At 59.9% G+C, this 22694-nt stretch carries 18 protein-coding genes and 1 tRNA gene; 10 read left to right on the top strand and 9 right to left on the bottom strand.

Going from position 1 to position 22694, the window contains the following annotated elements; all coding sequences use genetic code 11:
* Nucleotide 1: 1 nt before the first annotated feature.
* Nucleotides 2-1054, top strand: coding sequence for an acyltransferase family protein (locus ACODSZ_RS07825; RefSeq protein ID WP_249776897.1), 1053 nt, complete (start codon nt 2-4; stop codon nt 1052-1054).
* Nucleotides 1055-1082: 28 nt separating this feature from the next.
* The gene (locus ACODSZ_RS07820; protein ID WP_249776898.1) at nt 1083-3122 is read left to right on the top strand and encodes an acyltransferase family protein; all 2040 of its coding nucleotides are present in this window, start codon (nt 1083-1085) and stop codon (nt 3120-3122) included.
* Between the two features lie 45 nt (nt 3123-3167).
* Here ACODSZ_RS07820 and ACODSZ_RS07815 read toward each other — a convergent pair whose 3' ends face one another.
* Nucleotides 3168-4571 (bottom strand): Atrophin-1 multi-domain protein, encoded by a 1404-nt coding sequence (locus tag ACODSZ_RS07815; RefSeq protein WP_249776899.1) that lies wholly within the window; start codon nt 4569-4571, stop codon nt 3168-3170.
* Between the two features lie 429 nt (nt 4572-5000).
* Between ACODSZ_RS07815 and ACODSZ_RS07810 the strand changes: the two genes are divergently transcribed.
* The 4 genes from ACODSZ_RS07810 (at nt 5001) to ACODSZ_RS07795 (ending at nt 10009) form a co-directional block, all read left to right on the top strand.
* Nucleotides 5001-6197: a glycosyltransferase family 2 protein gene (locus ACODSZ_RS07810; RefSeq protein WP_488927352.1), complete on the top strand. Its 1197-nt coding sequence runs from the start codon at nt 5001-5003 to the stop codon at nt 6195-6197.
* 55 nt (nt 6198-6252) lie between these two features.
* The gene (locus ACODSZ_RS07805) at nt 6253-7368 is read left to right on the top strand and encodes a WecB/TagA/CpsF family glycosyltransferase (RefSeq protein WP_175342423.1); all 1116 of its coding nucleotides are present in this window, start codon (nt 6253-6255) and stop codon (nt 7366-7368) included.
* A 77-nt stretch (nt 7369-7445) separates the two neighbouring features.
* Nucleotides 7446-8567, top strand: coding sequence for a nucleotidyltransferase family protein (locus ACODSZ_RS07800; protein WP_175342604.1), 1122 nt, complete (start codon nt 7446-7448; stop codon nt 8565-8567).
* A 14-nt stretch (nt 8568-8581) separates the two neighbouring features.
* On the top strand, nt 8582-10009 hold the full coding sequence (locus ACODSZ_RS07795) for a mannose-1-phosphate guanylyltransferase/mannose-6-phosphate isomerase (RefSeq protein WP_175342424.1): 1428 nt from the start codon (nt 8582-8584) through the stop codon (nt 10007-10009).
* Nucleotides 10010-10083: 74 nt separating this feature from the next.
* Here ACODSZ_RS07795 and ACODSZ_RS07790 read toward each other — a convergent pair whose 3' ends face one another.
* The 6 genes from ACODSZ_RS07790 to kdsB form a co-directional block, all read right to left on the bottom strand.
* Nucleotides 10084-11454: a capsular polysaccharide export protein, LipB/KpsS family gene (locus tag ACODSZ_RS07790; protein ID WP_175342425.1), complete on the bottom strand. Its 1371-nt coding sequence runs from the start codon at nt 11452-11454 to the stop codon at nt 10084-10086.
* An 11-nt stretch (nt 11455-11465) separates the two neighbouring features.
* Nucleotides 11466-12260: a glycosyltransferase family 2 protein gene (locus ACODSZ_RS07785; protein ID WP_175342426.1), complete on the bottom strand. Its 795-nt coding sequence runs from the start codon at nt 12258-12260 to the stop codon at nt 11466-11468.
* 23 nt (nt 12261-12283) lie between these two features.
* The gene (locus tag ACODSZ_RS07780) at nt 12284-13717 is read right to left on the bottom strand and encodes an MOP flippase family protein (protein ID WP_488927351.1); all 1434 of its coding nucleotides are present in this window, start codon (nt 13715-13717) and stop codon (nt 12284-12286) included.
* A 49-nt stretch (nt 13718-13766) separates the two neighbouring features.
* Nucleotides 13767-14606, bottom strand: a complete 840-nt coding sequence (kdsA, locus tag ACODSZ_RS07775) for a 3-deoxy-8-phosphooctulonate synthase (protein ID WP_008328078.1) — start codon at nt 14604-14606, stop codon at nt 13767-13769.
* A gap of 90 nt (nt 14607-14696) precedes the next feature.
* On the bottom strand, nt 14697-15644 hold the full coding sequence (locus ACODSZ_RS07770; RefSeq protein ID WP_008328080.1) for a KpsF/GutQ family sugar-phosphate isomerase: 948 nt from the start codon (nt 15642-15644) through the stop codon (nt 14697-14699).
* 27 nt (nt 15645-15671) lie between these two features.
* Nucleotides 15672-16952: a 3-deoxy-manno-octulosonate cytidylyltransferase gene (gene kdsB, locus ACODSZ_RS07765; RefSeq protein WP_488927350.1), complete on the bottom strand. Its 1281-nt coding sequence runs from the start codon at nt 16950-16952 to the stop codon at nt 15672-15674.
* A gap of 448 nt (nt 16953-17400) precedes the next feature.
* On the opposite strand from kdsB, the gene ACODSZ_RS07760 reads away from it, so the two are divergent.
* Both ACODSZ_RS07760 and ACODSZ_RS07755 read left to right on the top strand, forming a co-directional pair.
* Nucleotides 17401-17550 carry a hypothetical protein gene (locus ACODSZ_RS07760; protein WP_241821511.1) on the top strand — a complete coding sequence of 50 codons (150 nt, stop codon included), beginning with the start codon at nt 17401-17403 and terminating at the stop codon, nt 17548-17550.
* A gap of 139 nt (nt 17551-17689) precedes the next feature.
* On the top strand, nt 17690-18220 hold the full coding sequence (locus tag ACODSZ_RS07755; protein ID WP_175342429.1) for a serine O-acetyltransferase: 531 nt from the start codon (nt 17690-17692) through the stop codon (nt 18218-18220).
* 171 nt (nt 18221-18391) lie between these two features.
* On the opposite strand, the gene ACODSZ_RS07750 is transcribed toward ACODSZ_RS07755, so the two are convergent.
* Nucleotides 18392-18937: an FxDxF family PEP-CTERM protein gene (locus ACODSZ_RS07750; protein ID WP_008328086.1), complete on the bottom strand. Its 546-nt coding sequence runs from the start codon at nt 18935-18937 to the stop codon at nt 18392-18394.
* A gap of 719 nt (nt 18938-19656) precedes the next feature.
* Nucleotides 19657-20811 carry a glycerate kinase gene (locus ACODSZ_RS07745; RefSeq protein ID WP_488927360.1) on the bottom strand — a complete coding sequence of 385 codons (1155 nt, stop codon included), beginning with the start codon at nt 20809-20811 and terminating at the stop codon, nt 19657-19659.
* 1141 nt (nt 20812-21952) lie between these two features.
* Between ACODSZ_RS07745 and ACODSZ_RS07740 the strand changes: the two genes are divergently transcribed.
* Together ACODSZ_RS07740 and ACODSZ_RS07735 are read left to right on the top strand one after the other, a co-directional pair.
* Complete coding sequence (locus ACODSZ_RS07740; RefSeq protein WP_241821513.1) at nt 21953-22402, top strand: hypothetical protein; 450 nt, start codon at nt 21953-21955, stop codon at nt 22400-22402.
* Between the two features lie 130 nt (nt 22403-22532).
* Nucleotides 22533-22609 (top strand) — tRNA-Pro (locus tag ACODSZ_RS07735).
* Nucleotides 22610-22694 lie beyond the last annotated feature (85 nt).

The following is a 22694-nucleotide window of genomic DNA, read 5'->3' as shown; positions in this document are numbered from 1 at the left end:
CATGGTGCATACCAAGCACCAGGATATCGCCTCCCTGGATGGCTGGCGGGCAGTCGCGATCCTGATCGTAGCAGCCAGCCACGCGGGGATGGGCAAGCTCGTGCCGGGTGGCCTGGGCGTGACCATCTTTTTCTTCCTGAGCGGCTATCTCATCACCACCTTGCTGCTGCGCGAATATGCCAGTACCGCCACCATCAACATCAGGCACTTCTATCTGCGTCGCCTGCTGCGCTTGACGCCGCCGTTGTTGCTTGTGTTGGTTGCCACCTATGGGTTGACCCATCTAGGCATCTTCAAAGGCTATGCCACTTGGCCAGGTTTCCTCGCGCAGCTATTTTATTTTGCCAATTACTATGGACTGTTCTTCGACGCCGCCCATACGGTGCCGCAGGGGACTGGTGTATTTTGGTCGCTGGCGGTAGAGGAGCATTTCTACTTCTTCTTCCCGGCCTTGCTGCTGCTGTCACTGCGCAAGGCGCAGCGGCAGCGCTTGCCGTTGTACCTGGGCCTGGCATGCCTGGTGTTTCTGGCATGGCGCTGTTATCTGGTGCTGAGCGTCGGCGTGGGCACAGAGCGTACTTACTATGCCACTGATACACGCATCGATTCCATGCTCTATGGATGTATTCTGGCGACCTTGCCGCAGACGTCGCAATGGCATCGGAAGCTGCAAAGCCCGAGCTTGCGTATTACCGCGATCTTGGCAGGCGGGCTGCTGTTGTTGAGTACCCTGGTCGTGCGCGGCGAGATATTCCGCGAGACCTTGCGTTATTCGCTGCAAGGCGTCGCACTCATGCCGCTGTTCTATTACTCCGTGACCAATCCGGAACTCTGGCCATTTCGTTGGCTCAATGTAGCCTGGATCAGGCGCATCGGCATTTATTCCTATTCCATTTATCTCGCCCACTACGTGATGCTGAACAATGTGGATGGGCTAACCCCGTATGCGCCGCTCAATATCCTGATGGCACTGGTCGTTTCCTGGTGCTTTGCCGTGTTGGTGGATCGACTCATTGATACGCCCTTGCGGGTGGTCAGGGCGCGACTCCGCTAGCAAGGCGCTTGCTCGAAAAATTCTGAAAATGGCCCCAATCCAGAAACATATCCTCCCTGCGAACGGCGCACCTGGTGTTTCGCCGCTTGCACCTGCGGCCGGCCCGGACGTTCCCCAGCTGCATCCAAAATATCGTCCCGATATTGACGGCCTGCGCTCGATCGCAGTCGGTTCGGTGGTGATTTTTCATGCCTTCCCGGAGTGGTTCAAAGGCGGCTTCATCGGCGTCGACATCTTTTTTGTCATCTCTGGGTTCCTGATTTCGCTGATCATTTTCAACAACCTCGAGCATGAGCGGTTCAGCATCCTCGATTTCTATGTTCGCCGGGTCAAGCGTATTTTCCCTGCCCTGATGACGGTGATGATCGTATGCGCCGTGGCTGGTGGCGTCATTCTCTTTGCCGATGAGTATGGGCAGCTGGGCAAGCATTTGCTGGGTGGTTCTACGTTCATTTCCAATATCCTGTTCTGGCGTGAAAGCGGTTACTTCGATAACTCCGCCGAGACCAAGCCCTTGCTGCATCTCTGGAGCCTGGCCATCGAAGAGCAGTTCTATCTTTTTTGGCCGCTGCTGCTGGCCTTCGTGTGGAAGCGCAAGTGGGGCTTCCTGCGCATTGTCGGCATGATTGCGCTGGTGTCCTTCGTCATCAATCTGCACTTGGTCGACCATGACCAGACCGCTGCTTTCTATTCCCCTTTCGCACGATTCTGGGAGCTGATGGTGGGCGGGACGCTGGCCTACATCAATCTGCACCGTCCTGATCTCAATGCGCGCGGCAAGCAGTTGCAGTCCTGGATGGGCTTGGCCTTGCTGGTGACCGGGTTCGTACTGCTCAACGGCGACCGCAGTTTCCCCGGATGGTGGGCACTGCTGCCTTGTGTCGGGACATTTCTGCTGTTGTCTGCAGGGCCGGGTGCCTGGTTCAATCGCAAGGTGCTGGCCAGCAAGCCCATGGTCGGCATCGGGCTGATCAGCTATCCGCTGTATCTTTGGCACTGGCCGCTACTGTCATTTGCGACCATCATTGCCGGGCAGACTGCACCCCAGCAATGGCGTCTGCTGGCGGTCGTGGTGGCAGTGTTGCTGGCGTGGGGCACCTTCCTGTTCATCGAGCGTCCCCTGCGTCACGCCCGTGGCGTACGCATCGTGTGGACGCTGCTGGTGGTCAATGTCGTCGTGGGACTGGCCGGTGGTGTCATCTATCACAACGGAGGATTCCCGCAACGTCCCATCAACGAGAAGCTGGATTACCTGGCCCGTTCTGATGTATTCAATGGCTCACGCAATTCCGATGGCAGCTGCACTCGTCTCAACCACCTCGATCCGGTCAACGAAGAGGTCTGCCTTTCCAATTCGGCAACACCGCAGATTCTGTTCGTGGGCGATAGCCATGTGATGGCGCTGCATTCGGCGATCTTCAGCCGGCAGCTGGCACTGCCTTCCATCATGGTGGCCGGTCATGCCTGCCGTGTCTATCCCAATCTACCCTACAAGCCGGCCAATGTGCGGCGCTGGTCGAACAACTGTACCGCGATTGCCCAACAGGCGATTGCTGTCGGCCAGCAGTTCCCGTCTATCCGTATCGTAGTGATTAGCGGTGCGTATCCACGGGGCAATCTCGATCTGCCTTCCCAGTACAAGGTCAACGACCATGCCTTGAGTCAGCGCGAGGCATTCTTGTCGGGCTATGGGGCCCTGATCGAGAGTTTTCTTGCACAAGGCAAGCAGGTGGTGTTCGTCGCCGATGTACCGTTCTTGAAGCTGGATCCGCATGCCTGTGTCAATCGCTTCGGCGCAGGTCCGATGCGAGAGTGTGCCTTCAGTCGGGCAGAGCATGATGAGATTCGTAAAGCCTATGATGCCGCCGTGAATGAACTGCGTCAGCTGCATCCGAAGGCGACGGTATTTGATCCGGTTGAGCTGTTTTGTTCGGCAACTCAGTGCCAGGCCAAGATCGACGGTGCATATCTGTACAACGACGATCAGCACATTAGCCTGGCGGCTTCGAAATACCTCTTGCAGTCGATGCAGCGAGACGGATTGCTGCCGTTCCGTTCGGGGCAATAAAAAAGCCGCAGTCCAAGACTGCGGCTTGTTCGCGGCCCGACGGTGTCAGTCAGCCTTGAGCAATTCTCCGCCAACTGCAGACTTGCTGCCCACGCCGCTTTGCGCGTAGAGCACAAGGCGAGGCGAACTGGCGCTCCAGGTAAAAGTCTTGCTTTCGCCATTGCCCAGGTAGCCGCTGTCGAACACTACCTTGCCGACCAACTGGTCGTAGATGCTCATGCGTAGTTTGCCGCCGTTGGTGGTGCGGGCGGTCAGTTTGTAGGTGGCACCGTTGACCGGCTTGGCCCAGGTCACCGCGTTCATGCCGCGGTTGCTGTAATTGACCACTTCGGAAGTCGAGCTGGTCGCGGGGAACACGACGGCCTGGTCCCACGAGCTGAACTGGCCCAGCACGCTGCCGGATTGCTGGGTCCAGTTGCCCCGCATGGAGAGCAGGTTCAGGTTCTGGTTGGGCGTAAAGGTCTTGCCATTGCCGTCAATCCAGCTTTGCGCGCTGACAACCCGGCGCAGTGCTGCGCGGATCGACTGCATTTCGTTGGCGACCGTATTGTTCCATCCGCCGGGTGAAGGGTTGGCATCTGCACCGATCTCGGCATAGATGACGAAGGGCGTGCCGATATTGGCATCGACGATATATGCGCCATAGCGCTTGAGTGTCTCGGCAATGCGGCGAACCTCTGCATTGGTGATCTTGCTGGTATCGAAGTCCGGAGGCAGCATCACCAGGCTTCCTTCGGGAATGCGGCCCTTGTTGCGAATGGCGGCTTCGGTATCTGCAGAGGTAGCGGGGAACACGTAGGCCGGGTTGGGACTCAAGCCGGAATAGGTCAGTGACATCGCCAGCGCGTGCGGATAGTACTGGGGCTTCTGTGCAGCCTCATGGATTCGGATGATGCCCGCTGCCGCCGGTACGCCGGTAGCGCGTGCGCCCTGATAGTAGTGGCCCGGGTCTGGCCAGCCGCGGCCATCGATCTTGGTCCAGGCATACATGGCGGCGGTCCACTTCGTGCCTTCCTGCTTGAGCTTGAAGAGCGAGTGAACGATGCCGGTGGTCGGATCGACGATGTCGGCGTGGCCGTCCGTACCGGGCGCTGCGTGTGCTGCTGCGGGCCAGTGAGGAATGGTGATGTCGTGGTAATTCTCGTCATCGGTGTGGAACAGGCCCTTGCTCCCAGTCAGTCCGGTGATGGTCACCGGCGGATCCTCTGGCGAGGCCAGGAAGATACCGGTTGAATAGGTGTTGTTGGTCACCGTCGGGAAATAGCTGTCGGTAGGGATGACGAAGGAATCAAACACCGGATTGACCGGGCGACTGTTCCAGAGCGAATCGGCAGCAAAGGGCTTGAGATACGTACCCCATTCCTGGGCCCAGCCGGGCGCCGCAGAAAGCAGTGCGGTCAATCCCAGGGTCAGTTGAAAGCGTCGTAGTGTGGTGGGGGGCCGTAGCATGAGCAACTCCTGTTGGTGTGGATTAGCGATGATCGGGGCAGACGGATTAAGTTCTACGCATCACCGAGAATGTAAGTAATTTTTTTGAGCTTGCGGAAAGTATATCGATCATTGTGCGCTGGTACGGGTCTCATGGATCAAATAGGGACGCTCGTCTCCGTCAAGCTTGTTCATAGAGGCGAGCTGTGGGGTGAGAAATATTGTTGATGCGACGCAGCATCTGGCATTGGGACTGTCGCATAATGGAGGATGGCAGGGCGTAGTGCACGGCAAGCGGTATGTATGCTGCGCTCCCGCATACTCATCAAAGGAGGCGGCAGCGTTAGCCTTGGTGGCGCGAGTGCCGGACAGAAATCTTGCGACAGGGCATTATTAAATGCGAGTAGTGGAGTGGAGTCTGGCTGCGGTGGCAGTCAAAAGGAAATGAATATGGCGATGATCATCTCGGTTGTGCAAGTGGTATTGCTGCTGGGTCTGGCGCTGCTGGCGGTGCCGGTGCTGGTGCTTCTGGTGCAGGTGGTTTCGGCACGTCGGCGTGTTTCCAGCGTGATTGACCTGAGCCCGCAACGGCCCAGAATCGCGGTGCTAGTGCCGGCTCATAACGAAGCGGGCGGCATCAGCGAAGTCGTTCATGGCATTGTCCGGCAGTTGGGCAGTGCCGACCGGGTGTTGGTGGTGGCAGACAATTGTTCAGATGAGACGGCCAAGATCGCACGGGCTGCCGGTGCAGAGGTCACAGAACGCTTTCATGATGAATTGCGTGGCAAAGGCTATGCGCTCGACCACGGGGTAGCCCATCTGGCCGCCGATGCGCCGGAAGTGGTCATCATTGTGGATGCCGATTGCTATCTCGGTGAACAGGCACTCGACACTTTGGCGCGCCGGTGTGCCTGGACCGGCCGTCCGGTACAGGCGCTCTATCTGATGCACACGCCTGAGGGTGCCGGTCCGATGCGCAAGATCGCCGAGTTCGCCTGGCTGGTGAAGAACTGGGTACGACCGCTGGGATTTCATCAACTCGGTCTGCCCTGTCAGTTGATGGGTACCGGCATGGCCTTTACCTGGCAGCAGATCGGCCGTGCCGATCTGGCCACCGGGCACATCGTCGAAGACATGAAGCTGGGTGTGGATCTTGCTGAAGCAGGGGAGCCCGCGCTGTTTTGTCCGCAAGCGATGGTCTACAGTTACTTTCCTTCCAGCGATAGCGGTATCGAGACACAGAGAACGCGTTGGGAGCATGGCCATTTGAGTGTCATCCAGTCTTACGTGCCGCGTTTGCTTGGTGGCGCCCTCCGCCGTGGCAGTGCGGCGCTGGCCGGATTGGCACTGGACCTGAGCGTACCCCCGCTGGCATTGCTGGTGATGTTGGTGGCCTCGGCATGGTTGCTCACGGCCCTGTTCTGGGTAGGGCTGGGCACGGTGCTGCCAGTGCTGGTCGCCAGCGTGCTGGTGGCGTGTATCGCAGGCGCGGTGTTGCTGGCATGGAGCGGATATGGTCGCGAGGTCATCACATTGGGTGAGCTGATGGGTGCCTTCGGCTATGTTGCGCGCAAGCTGCCGCTGTATTTCAAATTCTTGTTCAATCGCCAAGTGGCGTGGGTAAGGTCAAAACGTGATTCAGAATAATGCTCACCAACTCTCTTCGGCAGCCCTTGCCGTCGCGCAGGAGCCAACGGTATCCATGCTTCCCGACTTCAGCCGCGAGGTATTCTGCATTCTCGGTTTGCCGTTCGACCGGGTCAGCCTGGCCGAGGCTGTCCAACGTACACGGCACGCCGCCGCTCAGGGTCAACGCTGCTTTCTTTCCACGCCCAACCTGAACTTTGCCATCGCCTGCCTTGACGACCCGCAGTTCCGCTTGTCGGTGATCCAGAGTGACCTTTCCATTGCCGATGGTATGCCGCTGATTTGGGTTGCGCGGGCGACGGGCCTGCCAGTCAACGAGCGTGTGGCCGGCTCCAGCCTCTTCCAGGCCTTGCGCCAGGCTGTCCAGCCGACTCACAGCAAGCCTTTGCGCGTGTATTTTTTTGGTGGTCCTCCGGGTGTGGCACAACGCGCCAGCGAACAGCTCAATGCTTCGCCATCGGGCATGTGTGCAGTGGGTTTCGATAGCCCGGGCTTTGGCAGCATCGAAGAAATGAGCGAGGAGTCCACCCTGGAACGCATCAATGCCAGTGGCGCCGACTTCCTGGTGGTGGCGCTGGGCGCCAAGAAGGGCCAGGCATGGATCCAGCATAACCTGCCACGCCTGCGTGTGCCGTTGGTCAGCCACCTTGGCGCCGTCGTCAATTTCGTGGCGGGAACCGTGTCGCGTGCGCCCGTGTGGGCCCAGAAGACTGGTATGGAATGGCTGTGGCGCATCAAGGAGGAGCCCAAGCTTTGGCGGCGCTATTGGCAGGACGGTATCGGCCTGCTGGATTTGCTGCTCCATCGGGTCATGCCACTTGTGCTGGCGCAGCGGCGGGCCGGACCTGCTGCAATCGAGTTCGACAAGGCGATCATGGATGTCCGGGAGCAGGAGGGTGACTGCATCCTGACTCTCACCGGGGCCATTGGATTGCCCAATATCGGGCTTCTGCGTACGCGCCTGCCGGCGGCGGCCGGTTCGCCACATTCATTGTTGGTGGACTGCTCCGGATTGGTTCATATCGACAGCGCGGCTCTGGCATCCCTGATGCTGTTGTACGGCGCATGTCACGCCGCCGGTCGCCCGTGGGCGATGCTGGGTGTCTCGGCTGCGCTGCGCCGGCAGTTCGAGCTGCACTGCGCACAATATTTGCTTGATCCCCTGGCTTGAATGCGGCAGTGACCTGATCTTCAGGGGAAGCAATTTCCGTTCAAACATCGACGATAGAAGAGGTACTCATGAAAGCAATGATTCTGGCAGCGGGCAAGGGGACCCGCGTACGGCCCCTGACTTATGCGCTGCCCAAGCCGATGATTCCCATCCTGGGCAAGCCGGTGATGGAGTACCTGATCGAACACCTGGTCAAGTTCGGCATTCAGGACATCATGGTCAACGTCAGCTATCTGCACGACCGCATCGAGAATTACTTCGGCGAAGGTCAGCGCTTTGGCGCGCGCATCGGTTATTCCTTCGAAGGCTACGTGGATGATGATGGACAGGTCTTCCCCGACCCGATCGGCTCGGCCGGCGGCATGAAGAAGATCCAGGAATTCGGCGGCTTCTTCGATGAGACCACGCTGGTCATCTGCGGTGATGCCCTGATTGATCTGGACATTCATTCGGCCTTGTTCGAACATCGTCGCAAGGGCGCGCTGGTGAGCGTGATCACCAAGGAAGTGCCGATGGAGCAGGTCTCCAGCTACGGCATCGTGGTCGCCGAGAAGGATGGCAAGGTCAAGTCCTTCCAGGAAAAACCCAAGCAGGAAGAAGCACTCTCCAACCTCGCCAGCACCGGCATCTACATCATGGAGCCGGCGGCACTGGAGCTGATTCCCAAGGACAAATTCTTCGACATCGGTGCCGACCTGTTCCCGTTGCTGGTGGAAAAACAATTGCCGTTCTATGCCCAGAAGCGCTTCTTCAACTGGATCGACATCGGCAATGTCACCGATTTCTGGTCGGTCCTGCAAAGCGTGCTCAAGGGCGAAGTAGCACAGATGTACGTGCCGGGCACCCAGATCCAGGAGGGCGTATGGGTGGGCCTGAATACCCGCATCGAATGGGAAGGTACCACCATCGAAGGTCCGGTCTATATCGGCGCCGGCTCCCACGTGGCAGCAGGCTCCACCATCGTTGGCCCGGCCTGGATTGGCCATGGCAGCCATATCTGCAGCGGTGCAAAGGTGATTCGCAGCGTACTATTCGAATATACTCGCGTGGCCAGTGGGACGACCTTTGAAAACAGTGTTGTCTATGGCGCCTACAGCGTCACCCATGAGGGTGAAATGAAACATACGTCCGATCAGCCGGACGAGCAATGGAACGATGCACGGGATCGCCGTCTCAAACCGCGCAGTGCGATTCAGTAAACCAGGAGTGCTTAATGTCTAGTCCCAAAATCTATCCCGTCATCCTCTCCGGTGGTTCGGGCACCCGCTTGTGGCCGCTTTCGCGTGCGGCCTATCCGAAGCAGTTTCTTCCGCTGGTCAGCGAGCAGACCATGCTGCAGGAAACCGTTGCGCGGGTGAGCACTTGGCCGGAAGTGCAGGCACCGCTGGTAGTGTGCGGCAATGAACACCGCTTCATGATCGCCGAGCAGATGCGCGAGATCGGTGTGCGCCCGCTGGGCATCATGCTCGAACCCCAAGGGCGCAATACCGCGCCCGCCGTGGCCGCTGCTGCCTTGCACCTGCAACGACTGGATCCGGAAGCGGTGATGCTGGTGTTGCCTGCCGATCACGTCATCACCGATGTGTTGTCTTTCCATGCAGCGGTGCGTCGTGCGCTGGCCTCTGTGGAAAAAGGTGCGCTGGCCACTTTCGGTATCGAGCCGAACCAGCCCGAGACCGGCTACGGCTATATCCTGCGCGGTGCTGCCGATAGCGCCGGAAGCGGCAACTTCCTGGTCGAGCGATTTGTCGAGAAGCCGGACCTGGCCACGGCCACGGGCTTCCTGCAGCAGGGCGGTTACTACTGGAACAGCGGCATGTTCCTCTTCAAGGCGCGTGACTACCTGAACGAGCTGGAGACACACCGTCCGCTGATCGGTGCGGCGGTCAAGGAAGCCGTGGCCAAGGCCTACAACGATCTCGATTTCTGCCGTCTGGATGAGACCGCCTTTGCAGCCTCGCCGTCGGAGTCGATCGACTATGCCGTCATGGAGAACACGACCCGCGCCGTCGTCGTGCCAGCCAGCATCGGCTGGAGCGATGTGGGCTCATGGAGCGCGCTGCATGAAGTGCTGCCGGCCGATGCCGATGGCAACGTGGTACGTGGCGACGTGCACCTGAACCAGGTGAAGAACACCATGGTGCGTGCGGAGAGTCGTCTGGTCGCGGTGCTGGGCGTGGAAGATCTGGTGGTGGTGGAAACGGATGATGCCGTGCTGGTGGCTCATCGCGACAAGGTCCAGGACGTCAAGGTCTTCGTCGACAAGTTGAAGCAAGCCAAGCGAACCGAACACGTTCATCACAAACGCGTCTTCCGTCCCTGGGGCAGCTACGAGAGTGTCGACGCGGGCGAGCGCTTCCAGGTCAAGCGCATCATCGTCAAGCCGGGCGAGAAGCTGTCGCTGCAGATGCACTACCATCGGGCAGAGCACTGGGTGGTGGTCAGCGGCTCGGCCCTGGTCACGCGTGGCGAGGAGGTGACCTTGTTGAGCGAGAACGAATCGATCTATCTGCCCATCGGGGTCACCCATCGCCTGGAGAATCCGGGCAAGTTGCCGCTGCATTTGATCGAGGTACAGTCGGGCAGCTATCTCGGCGAGGATGACATCGTGCGCTTTGACGACGTCTACAAGCGCGCCTGAGACTGCGAAGTCTCCATGAAAAAAGGAAGGAGAGCTTGCAGGCTCTCCTTTTTTTTATTGCCGGGGCCGCTGTCTCAGACGTTGCCAATGCGCTGATGCGACGTTGCGTGCGCCGTGATGGCTGCCTTGCTGCTGCGGGCGTGCAATGCCAGCAGTCTTTCTGCCAGCGCCGGTCCGGCCTGGAGGCAGGCGGGATGCTTCCAGGTGCCTTTGACGAAAAGAGTCCGGTCCAGGGCATCAAGAAAATCGTCGATACGTGCGGACATCTGCTCATCCACACCTGCTGCCGCGCGCTGCACGGTTGCATCGAGCTGGTCCAGGCGCTTGACCACGAAGGCGATCTCCGGCTTGGAGTAGAACGATTCACCCAGTACCACCGTCGGCTTCTTGCGGCGAATCGCTTGCAGGCCCACCGATGAATTGATGACGAAGACCATGGTGGCGCGATCCAGCAGGAGTTCGACGTCGAACTTGCGCAGCCACAGGACATCCGGATATTTCTGGCGCAACTGGCTGTAGTCGTAGCGGCCCAGGTCTTCAGGGTGCTCCTTGACGATGATGGGGTAGTCCGGTCCGCAGGTGCGGCGGATCGCGGCATGGACGGTTTCGAAGAACTCTTCCACCGAGTGCACCAGCTTCGAATTGAGCAGCACCTGGGTATCGTCGTGCACCTGGAGCGGGATGAAGGCAAACTGCGCCGGCAGCGTAGCCTCATCGTTGGCGATGGCGGCGCGCTGGCGCTTGATCTTCCAGGTCTTGATCCGGCTGAAGCCCCGTTGCTCGGGATATTGCGCGTAGTAGGACAGGTTGGCGCGGTGCGCCAGCGCGATCGCAGCCAGTTGCGTACGGGTCAGGGGACGCAGGTGCAAGGAGGGCGCCGCCTTCTCTGCCGCCACGGCAGCTGTTTGCGATCGCGCCTGTGCCAGCACCGCGTCGAAGTCCATGGAGGCCAGTGTGGCCGAAGCGTTGACCCCGCCCAGGTCGGCCTGCAAGGTGTTGGCGAAGTAGCCGTTCTCCAGATAGACCACGGTAATGCCACGGCGACGGCACAAGACGGTGATGATCTGTCCGATATGGTCCTGCCCGTTCCAGACCACGAACAGCTCGGGCTGTTGCTCTTCAAGGAAGCGATGTACATAGCGCGCCACCGTATTGACGCGACCATGCCATTCATTGAGGCTCCCGCCGTGCTTGGTCTGCATGAAGCCGACCATTTCCTTCACTTCGTCCGGGGAGAACAGGGTGCTGGCCTCCTCTTTGCTGCCATCGAGCGTTTCCAGATTGCGCGGGTAGAGCTGGTCGGTATTGCTGGCCAGCAGCTTGTGATCGTGGGGCAGGAAGTTCAGGTAGCGTACCTGATGACCATGGTGCTGCTCCAGGCAACTGCCGGTACTGAGCATGAGCGGCACGAACATGTCGGCCAGGACGAAGATGGCGATTTTCATGGAGAGGTCGCTTAGTAATACTTGGAGTTGATGTCCGGTTTCTTGAAGCGTGCCTTGCACAGTCCCATCGCAACCCTGAAGCGATGTCCGGCCTTGGCCTTGTCACCGCGGAAGCAGATCGACCAGATCGACTTGAGCAGCCACGTCAGAATGGCCGGTAGCCCTTTGCGGCGGGTATCGACGAAGCTGGCCAAGGCCATTTCTTCATTGTATTTTTTCTTGTAGCTGAAATGCTTGTTGAGATAGTCGATCTGGCCGGTTTCGACGACGGTCAGGCTACCAGCCTTGATGGCCAGGAAGCGCTTGGTCCATTCCTGATCTTCCGAAGCGAACACCTCTTCCCGGAACGGCAATTCACGCAGCAAGGCCGTCGGCGCGAAGCTGCACGAATTGGTCAGTCCGTTGACGCCGGTGAAGCTGGCATTGTTCACCTGGCGCACCAGCCAGGCCTGGGACTTGTTGGAAATGACCGACCCGACACGATCGCCCTTGCTGGCCAGCTCGGCGAAGAAGCGCTCCATGACGTCCTGCTCACGCAACACCACGTGAGAGGAAATGATCAGTACGTTCTCCAGCGTGGCAGCCTGTACTCCCAAGTTGATTGAGCGAGAGTAGTTGAAAGCTTGGCCCGATACATCCAGCCAGACATCTACCAGCGCACGCAGCGCCTGTGCCTGCCCCGGATCGGAGCCGCTATCGACAGCCATGATGGCCGTTGGCGGGCAGGTCTGCATGCGCAGGCAGCCAATGACTTCTTCGACCAGGGGAAGACTGTTGAACGTGCGGATCAGCGCAAGGTATTCCATAGGTTTTCTGTCGCCGGACGACTTCATTTTTTGAGGCGACGGAAGGCAAGCTGGATGAACTCGCCCGCTTCCCGCCGTTGGAAAAGTCCCACCGTGAGAGCCCAGAACAGGATGCCCCCGCCCACCAGCATGGCGAAGAGCAGATGGCCCGAATACTGCGGCAACTGCTTGCGGGCAAGCTGCAGCAACAGCGCCATGGCCAGTCCGCTGAGCGCCGATGGCATCAGGCTACGGAAGAAATCCCTAAACCTGATCGACAAGGCCTTGCCTGCCAGATAGAAGCCCGGTAGCGCCATCATGATGGCAGCCACCAGATAGGCTATCGCCAGGCCCCGGGCACCATCGATCCAGGCGCCGGTGACATAGGCGACGATGTGCAGTGGGGTACCCACCATGGACATGCGGAACAGCCAGTCGGATTTGCCCAGTGCCATCAGCACCGGGCTGGCGATGCTGGAAATGACCTGCACGTAGCCGACCATCGCAAGGAAGGTGAGGATGCCGCCCACCAGATACCACTTGGGACCCAGGAAGCTGTCGACGAACAGATCCGAGACGCCGGCCACGCCGAACATGATCGGGGCCGAAATGAACGAAACCAGTTTCAGGGAGCGTAGCGTCAGCGCGGCCATGTAGGGCTTGTCATCCTGTCGTCGGCTCATCACGGGGAACAGCGAGCGTACCGCGACCCAGGAAATGTTCTGGACCGGAAACAGCATGAGCTTGTAGGCCAGCGAATAGTTGCCCAGTACGGTGATGCCGAGCATCTTGCCAACGATGAAGCTGTCTGCATTGCGGAAGAGGTAGCTGGCCAACTGATGACCGGCCATGGAACCGCTGAACTTGAAGACGCCGCGCAGTGCCTCCCTGTCAAATACCGCCTTGGGACGGAAGGGCGAGAACCACCACATCAGCACCGTGGTGCAAGCCGCCATCAGCAGCGCCTGCGCGATCAGGCTCCATACCCCCAGGCCACGGTAGGCCAGCACCAGGGCGATCACCAGGGCCATCAACGAGGAGGCGGACTCAATTCCGGCGACCAGCCGGAAGCGCGAAACGCGTTCCAGCAGCGCCTGGTGCACGGTCGAACTGGCCGCAATCGGGAACGACAACGACAGTATCCACAGCACTTCGGTCAGACGTGGTTCGTGGAACGTTCCTGCCAGCAAGGGGGCAGTGGCTAACAGCAAAACCATCAGCAGAGTTCCGCCAGCCACGTTCAGCCAGAACACCGAGGAGGTATCGGCCTCGCTGATTTCGGCTTTCTGGATGATGGCCGCAGCGGTGCCCATGTCGCGCAGCACGAAGGCCAGGTTGGTCGCCACCCCGGCCATGGCCATGAGACCATATTCGGAAGGGGCGATCAGCCGGGTCAACACAAACATGTTGACCAGCTGGGATACGATCTTGACGACCTGCGTCAGGGCGATCCAGCGGGCGTTGGCGGCGGCGCTCACGGGCGTCCTCGCAGTGCGGTCGGGTGCGTCTGGGTCGATGTGGCCATGCTCAATGCGTATCCAGCTCAGGCAGGCTCTTGACCAGGTCATCGACGGCCTTGACCTGTTCCAGGAACGCCTTGAGCTGCGACAGCCGCAATGCACTCGGACCATCGCACAAGGCCTTGGTCGGATCCGGGTGCGCCTCCAGGAACAGACCGGCCAGACCCAGTGCCATGCCGGCACGGGCCAGTTCGGTCACCTGGCCGCGACGTCCACCCGATGCGGCGGCACCGGATTCGCGCTGTTGCAGCGCGTGCGTCACATCAAAGATCACCGGCTTGTTGCCGCTGACCTGCTTCATCACGCCAAAGCCCAGCATGTCCACCACCAGGTTGTCATAGCCGAACTGCGCGCCACGGTCACACAGCATCACATTGGTGTTGCCGCCTTCTTCGAATTTCTCGACGATGTTCTTCATCTGCGGCGGGCTGACGAATTGCGGCTTCTTGATGTTGATGACCTTGCCGGTCTTGGCCAGTGCGATCACCAGGTCGGTCTGGCGCGCCAGGAAGGCGGGCAGTTGCAGCACGTCGCAGACGCTGGCCACTTCGGCGGCCTGGTAGGGCTCGTGCACGTCGGTCAGCACCGGCACGCCGTGGGCTTTCTTGACGGCTTCAAAGATCTTCAGGCCGGCTTCCAGACCGGGACCCCGGTAGCTCTTGATGGAAGAACGGTTGGCCTTGTCGAAGGACGCCTTGAAGACATAGGGAATGCCCAGTTCCTTGGTGATGCGCACGTATTCACCGCAGACATCCACGGCGAATTGTTCGGATTCCAGGACGTTGATGCCGCCGAAAAGGACGAAGGGCAGTTCGTTACCAACCTGAATCTCATTGATCTTGATCATGTTCCGTTTCCTCATGCAGGAGGTTATTTTCAAATTCCGGCGCCTGTGCATCGGCGCCCGGAGGGGAGAATACGTGGTTTTGCGCCGCAATCACAGCCGCTTGGCATCCAGCAGCTTGAGTACGCCCACCACATGCTGCTGTTCGTTCAGCGCGACCAGGGCGGTGATGTTCAATTCCAGCATCTTGGCTTCGGCATCGACGAACATCTCGTTTTCCGACACGGTCTTGGGCGAGCTGTTCATCAGGTCGGCAGCGGTGATGTGATAGATGTCCTTGCGCGCGGCCAGGGCACGGCGCAAATCGCCGTCGGTGATCACACCGCACAGCGCCTGGCGGTTGCCATCGGCGCTCACCAGCGCCATGCCCAGGCCGCCTTCGGTCATCTGGCTGATCACGTCGACGATGGCGGTATCGCGCATGACCCACGGCAACTGGGTGTGCATCACATCCTTGACGCGGGTGAGCAGGCGCTTGCCCAGGCTGCCACCGGGATGGAAACGGGCGAAGTCGTTGGGCTTGAAATCGCGCTTTTCGATCAGCGCCACGGCCAGCGCATCACCCATCACCAGCGTGGCGGTAGTGGAAGTGGTGGGCGCCAGGTTGTTGGGGCAGGCTTCGCGCGGCACCGAGACATCCAGCACCACGTCGGCGTTCTTGCCCAGCGTGGAAGCGCGCTTGCCGACGATGGCGATGATGCGCAGTCCGAAATGCTTCAGGGAGGGGATCAGGCGGATGACCTCTTCGGTCTCGCCGCTGTAGGAGATCAGGATGGCCGTATCGGCCTCGGTGAACATGCCCAGGTCGCCGTGATAGGCCTCGCCCGGATGCACGAAGAAGGAGGACGTCCCCGTGGAGGCGAGGGTGGCCGCGATCTTGCTGCCGATGATGCCGGACTTGCCCATGCCGGAGACGATCACGCGCCCCCGGGTGTGGTACATCAAGTCGACGGCCTGCTCGAATTCATTGGCCAGGCGTTCGGCGATCATGTTCAAGGCTTGCGCCTGTTCGTGGAAGACCCGGATTCCGGTTGTTCTCATGCTGTGCTCACTTTGTTGTAGGGCAGTTCACTGCGTCATGCGGCTCATGGCCTGGGCATAACCAGCGACGCTGTCATAGATGGCAGAACGGTTCTGCGCGTTCAATACGCTGTCGGAAAATTCACGGAAGGCACCGTGGCCGCCGGCCTTGGCCAGCACCACGCGAGCGTGACGTTTGACGTAATCCGGTGCGTCACCCACGGCCACCGGCCAGCCGCAGGCGGCAAAGCCGGGCAGGTCGATGCTGTCGTCGCCGATCATGGCGGTGGCGTGCGGGCTGACCTGATAGTGCTCCATGATGGCCCGGCAAGCTGCTGCCTTGTCCTTGGCACCCAGGTGGAACACGGTAATGCCCAGGTCCGCCAGACGGCGGCGCAGGGTGGCCGAGTCGCGCCCGGAAATGACGGCGACGTTGACACCGGCTTCCTGCAGCATCTTGATGCCCATGCCATCGCGCACATGGAAACGCTTCAGACACTCGCCGCTGTCGTCGTACCAGATGCCGCCATCGGTAAGCACGCCATCGATGTCGGTGATGACCAGCCTGACATCGGCCAGGCTGCCGGCCTCGAGCGCCGGATCGGGCTGCCCGGACATGAGCGCGCGCACCCGCTCCAGGCAAGCCGGGGTATCGACGCCGGGAGCAGCGTGATCGACTTCGATCACCCGGATCTGCCAGCCGGCATCCATGATGCGCAGCTGTTCCAGCATCTCGGCACCTTCCAGTTCGCTCGGCGGCAGGCCGGGGAAGGCGGCCAGCAGTTCGGCGCGATAGGCGTAGACGCCAATGTGCTTGAAATAGCGCGTCCTGCCGGTGGACTCGCGTTCGAACGGGATACGGGCACGGCTGAAATACAGGGCGTCGCCGGCGCGATTGCGCACCACCTTGACGGTATTGGGGTTCTCGGCCTCGCTTGCACTGATCGGGTGGCACAGCGTGCCAGCCTGTACCTGTGGTGCTGCCAGCATGGCCTGGAGCAGGCTGCGCAGGTGGGCCGGATTGACCAGCGGCTCGTCGCCCTGGACGTTCAGATAAAGGTCTGCCGGATGATGCTGCATGACCTCGCGCAGACGGTCGGTGCCCGAAGGGTGATCGGGCGAGGTCAGCAGGGCCTTGCCACCAAAGGAGCTCACGGCCGCCACAATACGCTCATCATCGGTGGCCACCACCACATCGGCCAGTTCATCGATGCTTTTGACGCGCTCGTAGACGTGCTGGATCATGGGTTTGCCCAGGATGTCGGCCAGCGGTTTGCCCGGCAGGCGGCTGGAGCCGAATCGGGCGGGAATGACGGCGATACAGCGCATGGCGGGGCTCACGCGCAGATACCGCAATGCGCAGAGGCAATGCGGCCTGTCTGGGCAGCATCAAGCGCGCGACAAGGGGCAAGAAGACCAAGAGGAAGAAGAGCGCGAACTAGCGCGGCGATGAAGGCAATGCAGGTGATGCTCAGGAAGAGGGATGTCTCGGGCCAGTTCGATACCGTGGTCATGGAAGCGCTTTCAGATGAGAGGGAATGCCTTGCGGAAGCACCGGTCGCCGCCTTCATCGGGATTGCCGATGATGCCGGCCGGCCACCCGGATTCGATTGTTCAGGTCTCAGCCGCCTTCGTAACAACGCTCAAAGAACCCATGGGCCAAGCTCCCTGCATCGTTCTTCTGGTCCGGCGTGACGGCATTTGCTCTTATCATGAATCGAAGTCGGAGCCGCTTCCTCAGCGTGCCATCCCTGGGGTGCCACAGTGAGGAATTGTGATGCTTCGTGAAGCCAGCTGCACGGATCAGAAGCTGAACGAAAAGTTCCGTGACGATTTTCCGATCGGAAATTTTTCGCCGCAATTACTCGCAGTTGCTGGCTTGTTCGGCAAATTTATCATATTGTTGCGCTGCACAGTCGTCTTTTGACGCAAAAAACCGTTGTGAAGCGCTGCGAAGTTTTTGTTGTCTGTATGTGAAGTTTTTGACCTTCATGATGACAAGGCGACAAGATCGCGGCTGATGCTGATAAAAGCTTGATCAATGACCGATTTTGAAAGGAACATGGATGTCGCGGGATCCTGACTGGAGGGCTGATCTGGAGCGCTACAACCTGCGCCGCCCGTTCTTGAAAGAACAATCGATCTGGGCCATCTGGGTCTATCGCTGGGGGCGGCGCATCGAGGCCCGACCGGCCGGATGGGTGCGCAAGTTGCACAATGTATTTTATTGGCCGGTATTTCGCCTCACTGAAACCGCATTCGGCATCAGCCTGCCGCGGGGGGCCAGGATTGGCCCCGGACTGCGGATCTGGCACTTCGGCAATATCTTCGTCAATGAACAGGCGGTCATCGGTGCACGTTGCACGCTGCGGCAGGGGGTGACCATCGGCAATCGCCATGCGGACGGGCCTTCGCCGGTCATTGGCGATGATGTCGAACTGGGAGCCTATGCCCAGGTGCTCGGGGGGATTCATCTAGGAGATGGTTGCAAGATCGGGGCAATGTCGGTGGTATTGCACGACGTTCCCGCCGGAGCCACGGCAGTGGGGGCGCCTGCCAGGATCGTGGCAATGCCGTCGGCGGATTCGCCGGCATAAGCGGTTTTTGGAATAAAGCTTCACCTGTCCGCAAGGGGGTGTAATTGTGCAGGGGCAGTGGCTGCACATCCGGTAGCGCTACGCTGCCGGTCCCGCCTCTATATCGCGGACGTAAAAAAGCCCGAGCACTTTGTGCCCGGGCTTTTTTATTCATATCGGCCGAATGGCGGCTCAGGCGGCAGTCATGCCCATGGGCATCGACAGCTTCTGTTCGCCACGGCGACGACGCCACGCCATCATGCCCACGAAGACCAGGCCGCCCAGCATCATGGCGGTGGTGGAGACTTCGGGGACCGACGAGGTCAGGGTCAGGTTGCCGCCGTAGGTGCCCTTGCCGGTGATGTTGAGCGAGTAGTTGCCGGCGCTCAGGCGCGAGGCGTCCACGCTGAAGGTGATGATGGTGTTCTTGCCCGCCGTGGAGCTCGACGACACGCCCGTGGCGATGGTCGCGTTGGTGGTGGTGTTGACCAGGTTATAGCTGGTCAGGCCGCCGCCATTGGTGGAAACGAAGGTCGCCGTCACCGCCGACGAGATGTCGGTCAGGCTGGAGATGGTGAAGGTGTAGCTATCGGTAAAAGACTGGTTGGCCAGGTACTTGGGCGAGCTGATGGACGCGGTGCCACCCGTGGTGTCCAGTACGAAGGAGGTGGCGTGGGCCGCAGTGCCGGCCATCGACAGTGCCAGGGCAACTGCGGAAGTGGCGAGAAGTTTTTTCATGGGATCAATCCTTAAGTTTGTAACTATGTGTGATGAGGATTGCGCGTGGCGCTCTCCATTCAAAAGCAGATCAACTCACTTTGCTGCCGGATTGCCCTCGGACACTTGCGTCGTGGCCAATCTTTTTATTGCCTGAAATCAATCGATTCCTGACAAATTCTGACGAATGTTACAAAAAATGTGCTGATGTCGGAACTATAACATTCTGACCCCAGCTGAGCAATGAAATTTGGGCTGAAAATTCACTTTTCCTGATTTTTTTCATCGGGCGGAAACCCGCTCCAGTAAAGGATTTCAACAATTTCTGCCGGGCACTAATGCAGAATTGTGCACTGCGGAAACTAAGAAATCCGTATGGCAATTATTTTGTCCTATTGATAACGATTTTAGCAGATTTAGTTAATTAAATAACATCTAAAATTGCATTTTAAATAATGTCTAAATGAAAACTAAATAGAGGCGATCTTTACCAGTATCAGGATTGTCAGAATGACATCCAAATTGCATTGAGAGAGGCGGGGTGTTGTTTTATTGATAAAGCATCCGTACGTCGATTTCTCCGCTGGCATTCAGCGCAGAAGAGCGGGCTTAGATCGTCGGGCCGGAAGATGCGAACGCATTCCCGATGGAGGCAGGGAGCGTTGAGGTGAGGAGGGGGAGGTGGGCGGTACCAGGGCAGACCGGTCGGTCTGCCCTGGTACCGCCAGAGCGGCTCAAGCTTATTGGTCGGCGCTGGCGTGCCACAGGCGCGCCAGTTGTTCGCCGCTGTCCTTGAGCAGGTCAGGCGCCTGTGCAATGGCTTCTTGCAGGCTCATGGGACCGAAGGCAATCGAAAAGCAGCCGGAGAAGCTGGTCTGCAGTTTTTCCAGTGACTTGCGGTCGATCCCGCCGGAGAGCAGAGTCGTTGGAACTCCGGCGCGGCGCGCTCGCTGGCTGGCAATGAAGGGGGCCTTGCCGTGCAGGGTTTGGGCGTCGCTGCGGCCTTCGCCGGTAATGAGCCAGTCTGCACCGGCCAGGGCCTGATCCAGTCCGATGTGGTCGGCCACGGTCTCTGCACCTGAGCGGAATTGCGCGCCCAGCATCAGCAAGGCGTAGCCCAGGCCGCCTGCAGCCCCGGCACCCGGCCGGGTGGCCGCCTGGTGGCCCAGTGCAGCCTCCAGCACGCGGGCGAAATGGGCGAGGGCGCGGTCGATCACGGGCACCTGTTCCGGCTGTACGCCTTTTTGCGGACCAAACACGGCGGTCGCACCTTCTTCACCGCAGAGGGGATTGTCGACATCCGACATGGCCACGAATTGCGCCTGCTTCACCCGCGGATCCAGCAAGGAAGCATCTACCCGGGCAATGCGCTGTAGCTGTGCCGGAACCGGAGGCACAGGCTCGCCGGCAGCATCCAGGAATTTCACGCCGAGCGCTGCCAGCAAGCCGGCGCCACCATCATTGGTGCTGCTCCCGCCCAGGGCCACCAGGAAATGACGGGCACCGCGATCGAGCAGGCTGAGGATGGCATCCCCCACCCCCAGGGTGGTGCGCTCATCGACGGCCAGCGCGGTGCCGGCCGCATCGGTCAGGCCGACGATGGCCGCCGATTCCACGACTGCACTGCCATTGTTGAGGATGCCCACTGGCGCCGTGAAGGGGTCTCCTGCCGCATTGCGGCAGGTTACGGTCAGGCGCTCGCCACCGGCGTGCATGAGCGCATCCAGCGTGCCTTCGCCGCCATCGGCAATCGGGCATAGCCGGACCTCGGCATCAGGGATGGCGCGCTTGATGCCCGCGCCGATGGCGGCGGCCACCTCTTGAGCCGAGAGTGAACCTTTGAACGAATCGGGAGCGATGACGACAACGGGGGCGCGGTGGGAGGAGGCTGGCATGGTCATGTTGAGCGGCTTGTTCTGAAGCGCGGCACCGTGCAGGGCAAGGCGCGCGGAGGTCTCGTTTTATGATGGCGCCGCACTGGCGTGCGGCATGGCTTGTTGCTGCGCCATTATATAAGTTGCGTGATCCTGCATTATGGTTGCGCGGGTATAGGCAGTAAAAACACCTGGTGAAGATCCGTTTGCCTGCCGACATGTTCATATACCGACAGGTAGAGCGCGTAACAAAGGGTAAGCGTGATGGCTGCGCCGGGGCCGCTGGGCGATAGTGTCACGTTGGCGCTGCAGCGCCTGAGGAGCCATTCATATGAAGCATCTTTCGCGTCTTGCGCTCTTGTCGTGTGCATTGCCGACGGTTCTGCTGCTCGGTGGTTGCGTGGCAGTCCCTGCAAGCCCGTACAGCGGTGCGGCGATTTATCCGGCGCAGCCGGTCTATTCTCCTTATTACGGCTATCCCGCTTATCCTGCCTACCCGGCTTACAGTTATCCCTCTTCGTCCTTCTATTTTGGGTACAGCAGTGGTTGGGGTGGTCACCGACGCTGGCGTTAGGGAGGGCGAGGTGCTTGTTCGCAATGTTGTCCGGTTCCCATGACAAAACCGGCTAAAATGGCGCCTTTGCCGATGGGCATGCAGGACAGGGCAAGAGCGGGACGAGGCGCATGGGGCGTTCGTATCCGAGCTCTGCGGCACTGATTGCAGGCCGTTGCGCCGCAGCCGTCTTCACACCGTATGAGTTTTTCCGTTTCGTCGACCCGAACAGAGGTGATTTCCCGATCCCGGCGCCGCACTGCGCTGGGCATTGCCTCGTCGGTGCTGGTCCACGCAGCACTGTTCATGTTCGTGCGCGCCAAGCTGAATGAAGCGCCCCCGAGATTTGATGCGCCCGGCCGACCGGATGCGCCATTGCAGGTCACGTTCGTCAGGCCTGCGGCTCCGGTGGTCCAGCCTGAGCCTCCCAAGCCTGTGCCGGAGCCGAAAAAGCCCGAGCCGGTCCACAAGAAGCCGGTTTCCAGGCCGGCTCCGCGCCACAGCGCGCCAGCGGTGCGCCATTCTGTGCCGCAGCGTACGCCGCTGCCGGTGAAGCAGGCGCCCGGCAGTCAAGCCGCGGCAGCGCCTGCAGCGCCGGCGGAAGACTTCATGACGTCGATCAACCGCAATCGTCAGAAGCGCGAGGAGGCCGAGCAGGCCGCTGCCCAGGAAAATGCAGCCGCGCGGGCGGCGGAAAACCCGTCTGCCAACGATATTGCGCGCGCCAACATCGCCTTCCAGGATCGGCGTGGTCGCGGCACCAATGGCGTTTTCCAGATCATCAGCATGGGCCCGCGCGTGGCGCAATACAGCTTCCGTGGCTGGACGACCGACCAGCGGCGCAGCCAGAACCAGTTGATCGAGGTGGACGCCGGTTTTGGCGGTAACGTGCAGCTGGCGGTGGTCAACAGCATGATCGCGTTGATCCGTCGGTACTATCAGGGTGATTTCAATTTCGATTCACAGAAGCTGGGGCGGGTGGTGACCTTGTCGGCCAGACTGGAAGATACCAAGGGATTGCAGAATTTCCTGCTCAATGAATTCTTTGGCGAGCGGTGAGTATTTGAGTCTTGTGGAAGGGGAGAGCGTGCGGACAGATGCGCGCGAGTCCTCCCGGTAAATGATTAAAAATGTTTTGCAGAAACAGTTGATTTAATAACACAGGCGCTCTATAATCTTTATCTTCAGTCGGGGCGTAGCGCAGCCTGGTAGCGTACTTGCATGGGGTGCAAGGGGTCGTGTGTTCGAATCACACCGTCCCGACCAACAGATGAAATGGCGTCAGCAATATCGGCGCACAAAAAAGCGGCATCACGAATTTCGTGGTGCCGCTTTTTTTTTGCGATCGCAC

Source organism: Herbaspirillum sp. FG34, assembly GCF_057809315.1.
The sequence above is the reverse complement of the archived record's forward strand: the minus strand, read 5'-3'. Positions and strand labels throughout refer to the sequence as shown.

Coding starts and splice junctions, on each gene's coding strand:
- ACODSZ_RS07825 (WP_249776897.1), top strand. CDS start 2: ATGGTGCATACCAAGCACCAGGATATCGCCTCCCTGGATGGCTGGCGG.
- ACODSZ_RS07820 (WP_249776898.1), top strand. CDS start 1,083: ATGGCCCCAATCCAGAAACATATCCTCCCTGCGAACGGCGCACCTGGT.
- ACODSZ_RS07815 (WP_249776899.1), bottom strand. CDS start 4,571: ATGCTACGGCCCCCCACCACACTACGACGCTTTCAACTGACCCTGGGA.
- ACODSZ_RS07810 (WP_488927352.1), top strand. CDS start 5,001: ATGGCGATGATCATCTCGGTTGTGCAAGTGGTATTGCTGCTGGGTCTG.
- ACODSZ_RS07805 (WP_175342423.1), top strand. CDS start 6,253: ATGCTTCCCGACTTCAGCCGCGAGGTATTCTGCATTCTCGGTTTGCCG.
- ACODSZ_RS07800 (WP_175342604.1), top strand. CDS start 7,446: ATGATTCTGGCAGCGGGCAAGGGGACCCGCGTACGGCCCCTGACTTAT.
- ACODSZ_RS07795 (WP_175342424.1), top strand. CDS start 8,582: ATGTCTAGTCCCAAAATCTATCCCGTCATCCTCTCCGGTGGTTCGGGC.
- ACODSZ_RS07790 (WP_175342425.1), bottom strand. CDS start 11,454: ATGAAAATCGCCATCTTCGTCCTGGCCGACATGTTCGTGCCGCTCATG.
- ACODSZ_RS07785 (WP_175342426.1), bottom strand. CDS start 12,260: ATGGAATACCTTGCGCTGATCCGCACGTTCAACAGTCTTCCCCTGGTC.
- kdsA (WP_008328078.1), bottom strand. CDS start 14,606: ATGATCAAGATCAATGAGATTCAGGTTGGTAACGAACTGCCCTTCGTC.
- ACODSZ_RS07770 (WP_008328080.1), bottom strand. CDS start 15,644: ATGAGAACAACCGGAATCCGGGTCTTCCACGAACAGGCGCAAGCCTTG.
- kdsB (WP_488927350.1), bottom strand. CDS start 16,952: ATGCGCTGTATCGCCGTCATTCCCGCCCGATTCGGCTCCAGCCGCCTG.
- ACODSZ_RS07760 (WP_241821511.1), top strand. CDS start 17,401: ATGCTTCGTGAAGCCAGCTGCACGGATCAGAAGCTGAACGAAAAGTTC.
- ACODSZ_RS07755 (WP_175342429.1), top strand. CDS start 17,690: ATGTCGCGGGATCCTGACTGGAGGGCTGATCTGGAGCGCTACAACCTG.
- ACODSZ_RS07750 (WP_008328086.1), bottom strand. CDS start 18,937: ATGAAAAAACTTCTCGCCACTTCCGCAGTTGCCCTGGCACTGTCGATG.
- ACODSZ_RS07745 (WP_488927360.1), bottom strand. CDS start 20,811: ATGCCAGCCTCCTCCCACCGCGCCCCCGTTGTCGTCATCGCTCCCGAT.
- ACODSZ_RS07740 (WP_241821513.1), top strand. CDS start 21,953: ATGACGTCGATCAACCGCAATCGTCAGAAGCGCGAGGAGGCCGAGCAG.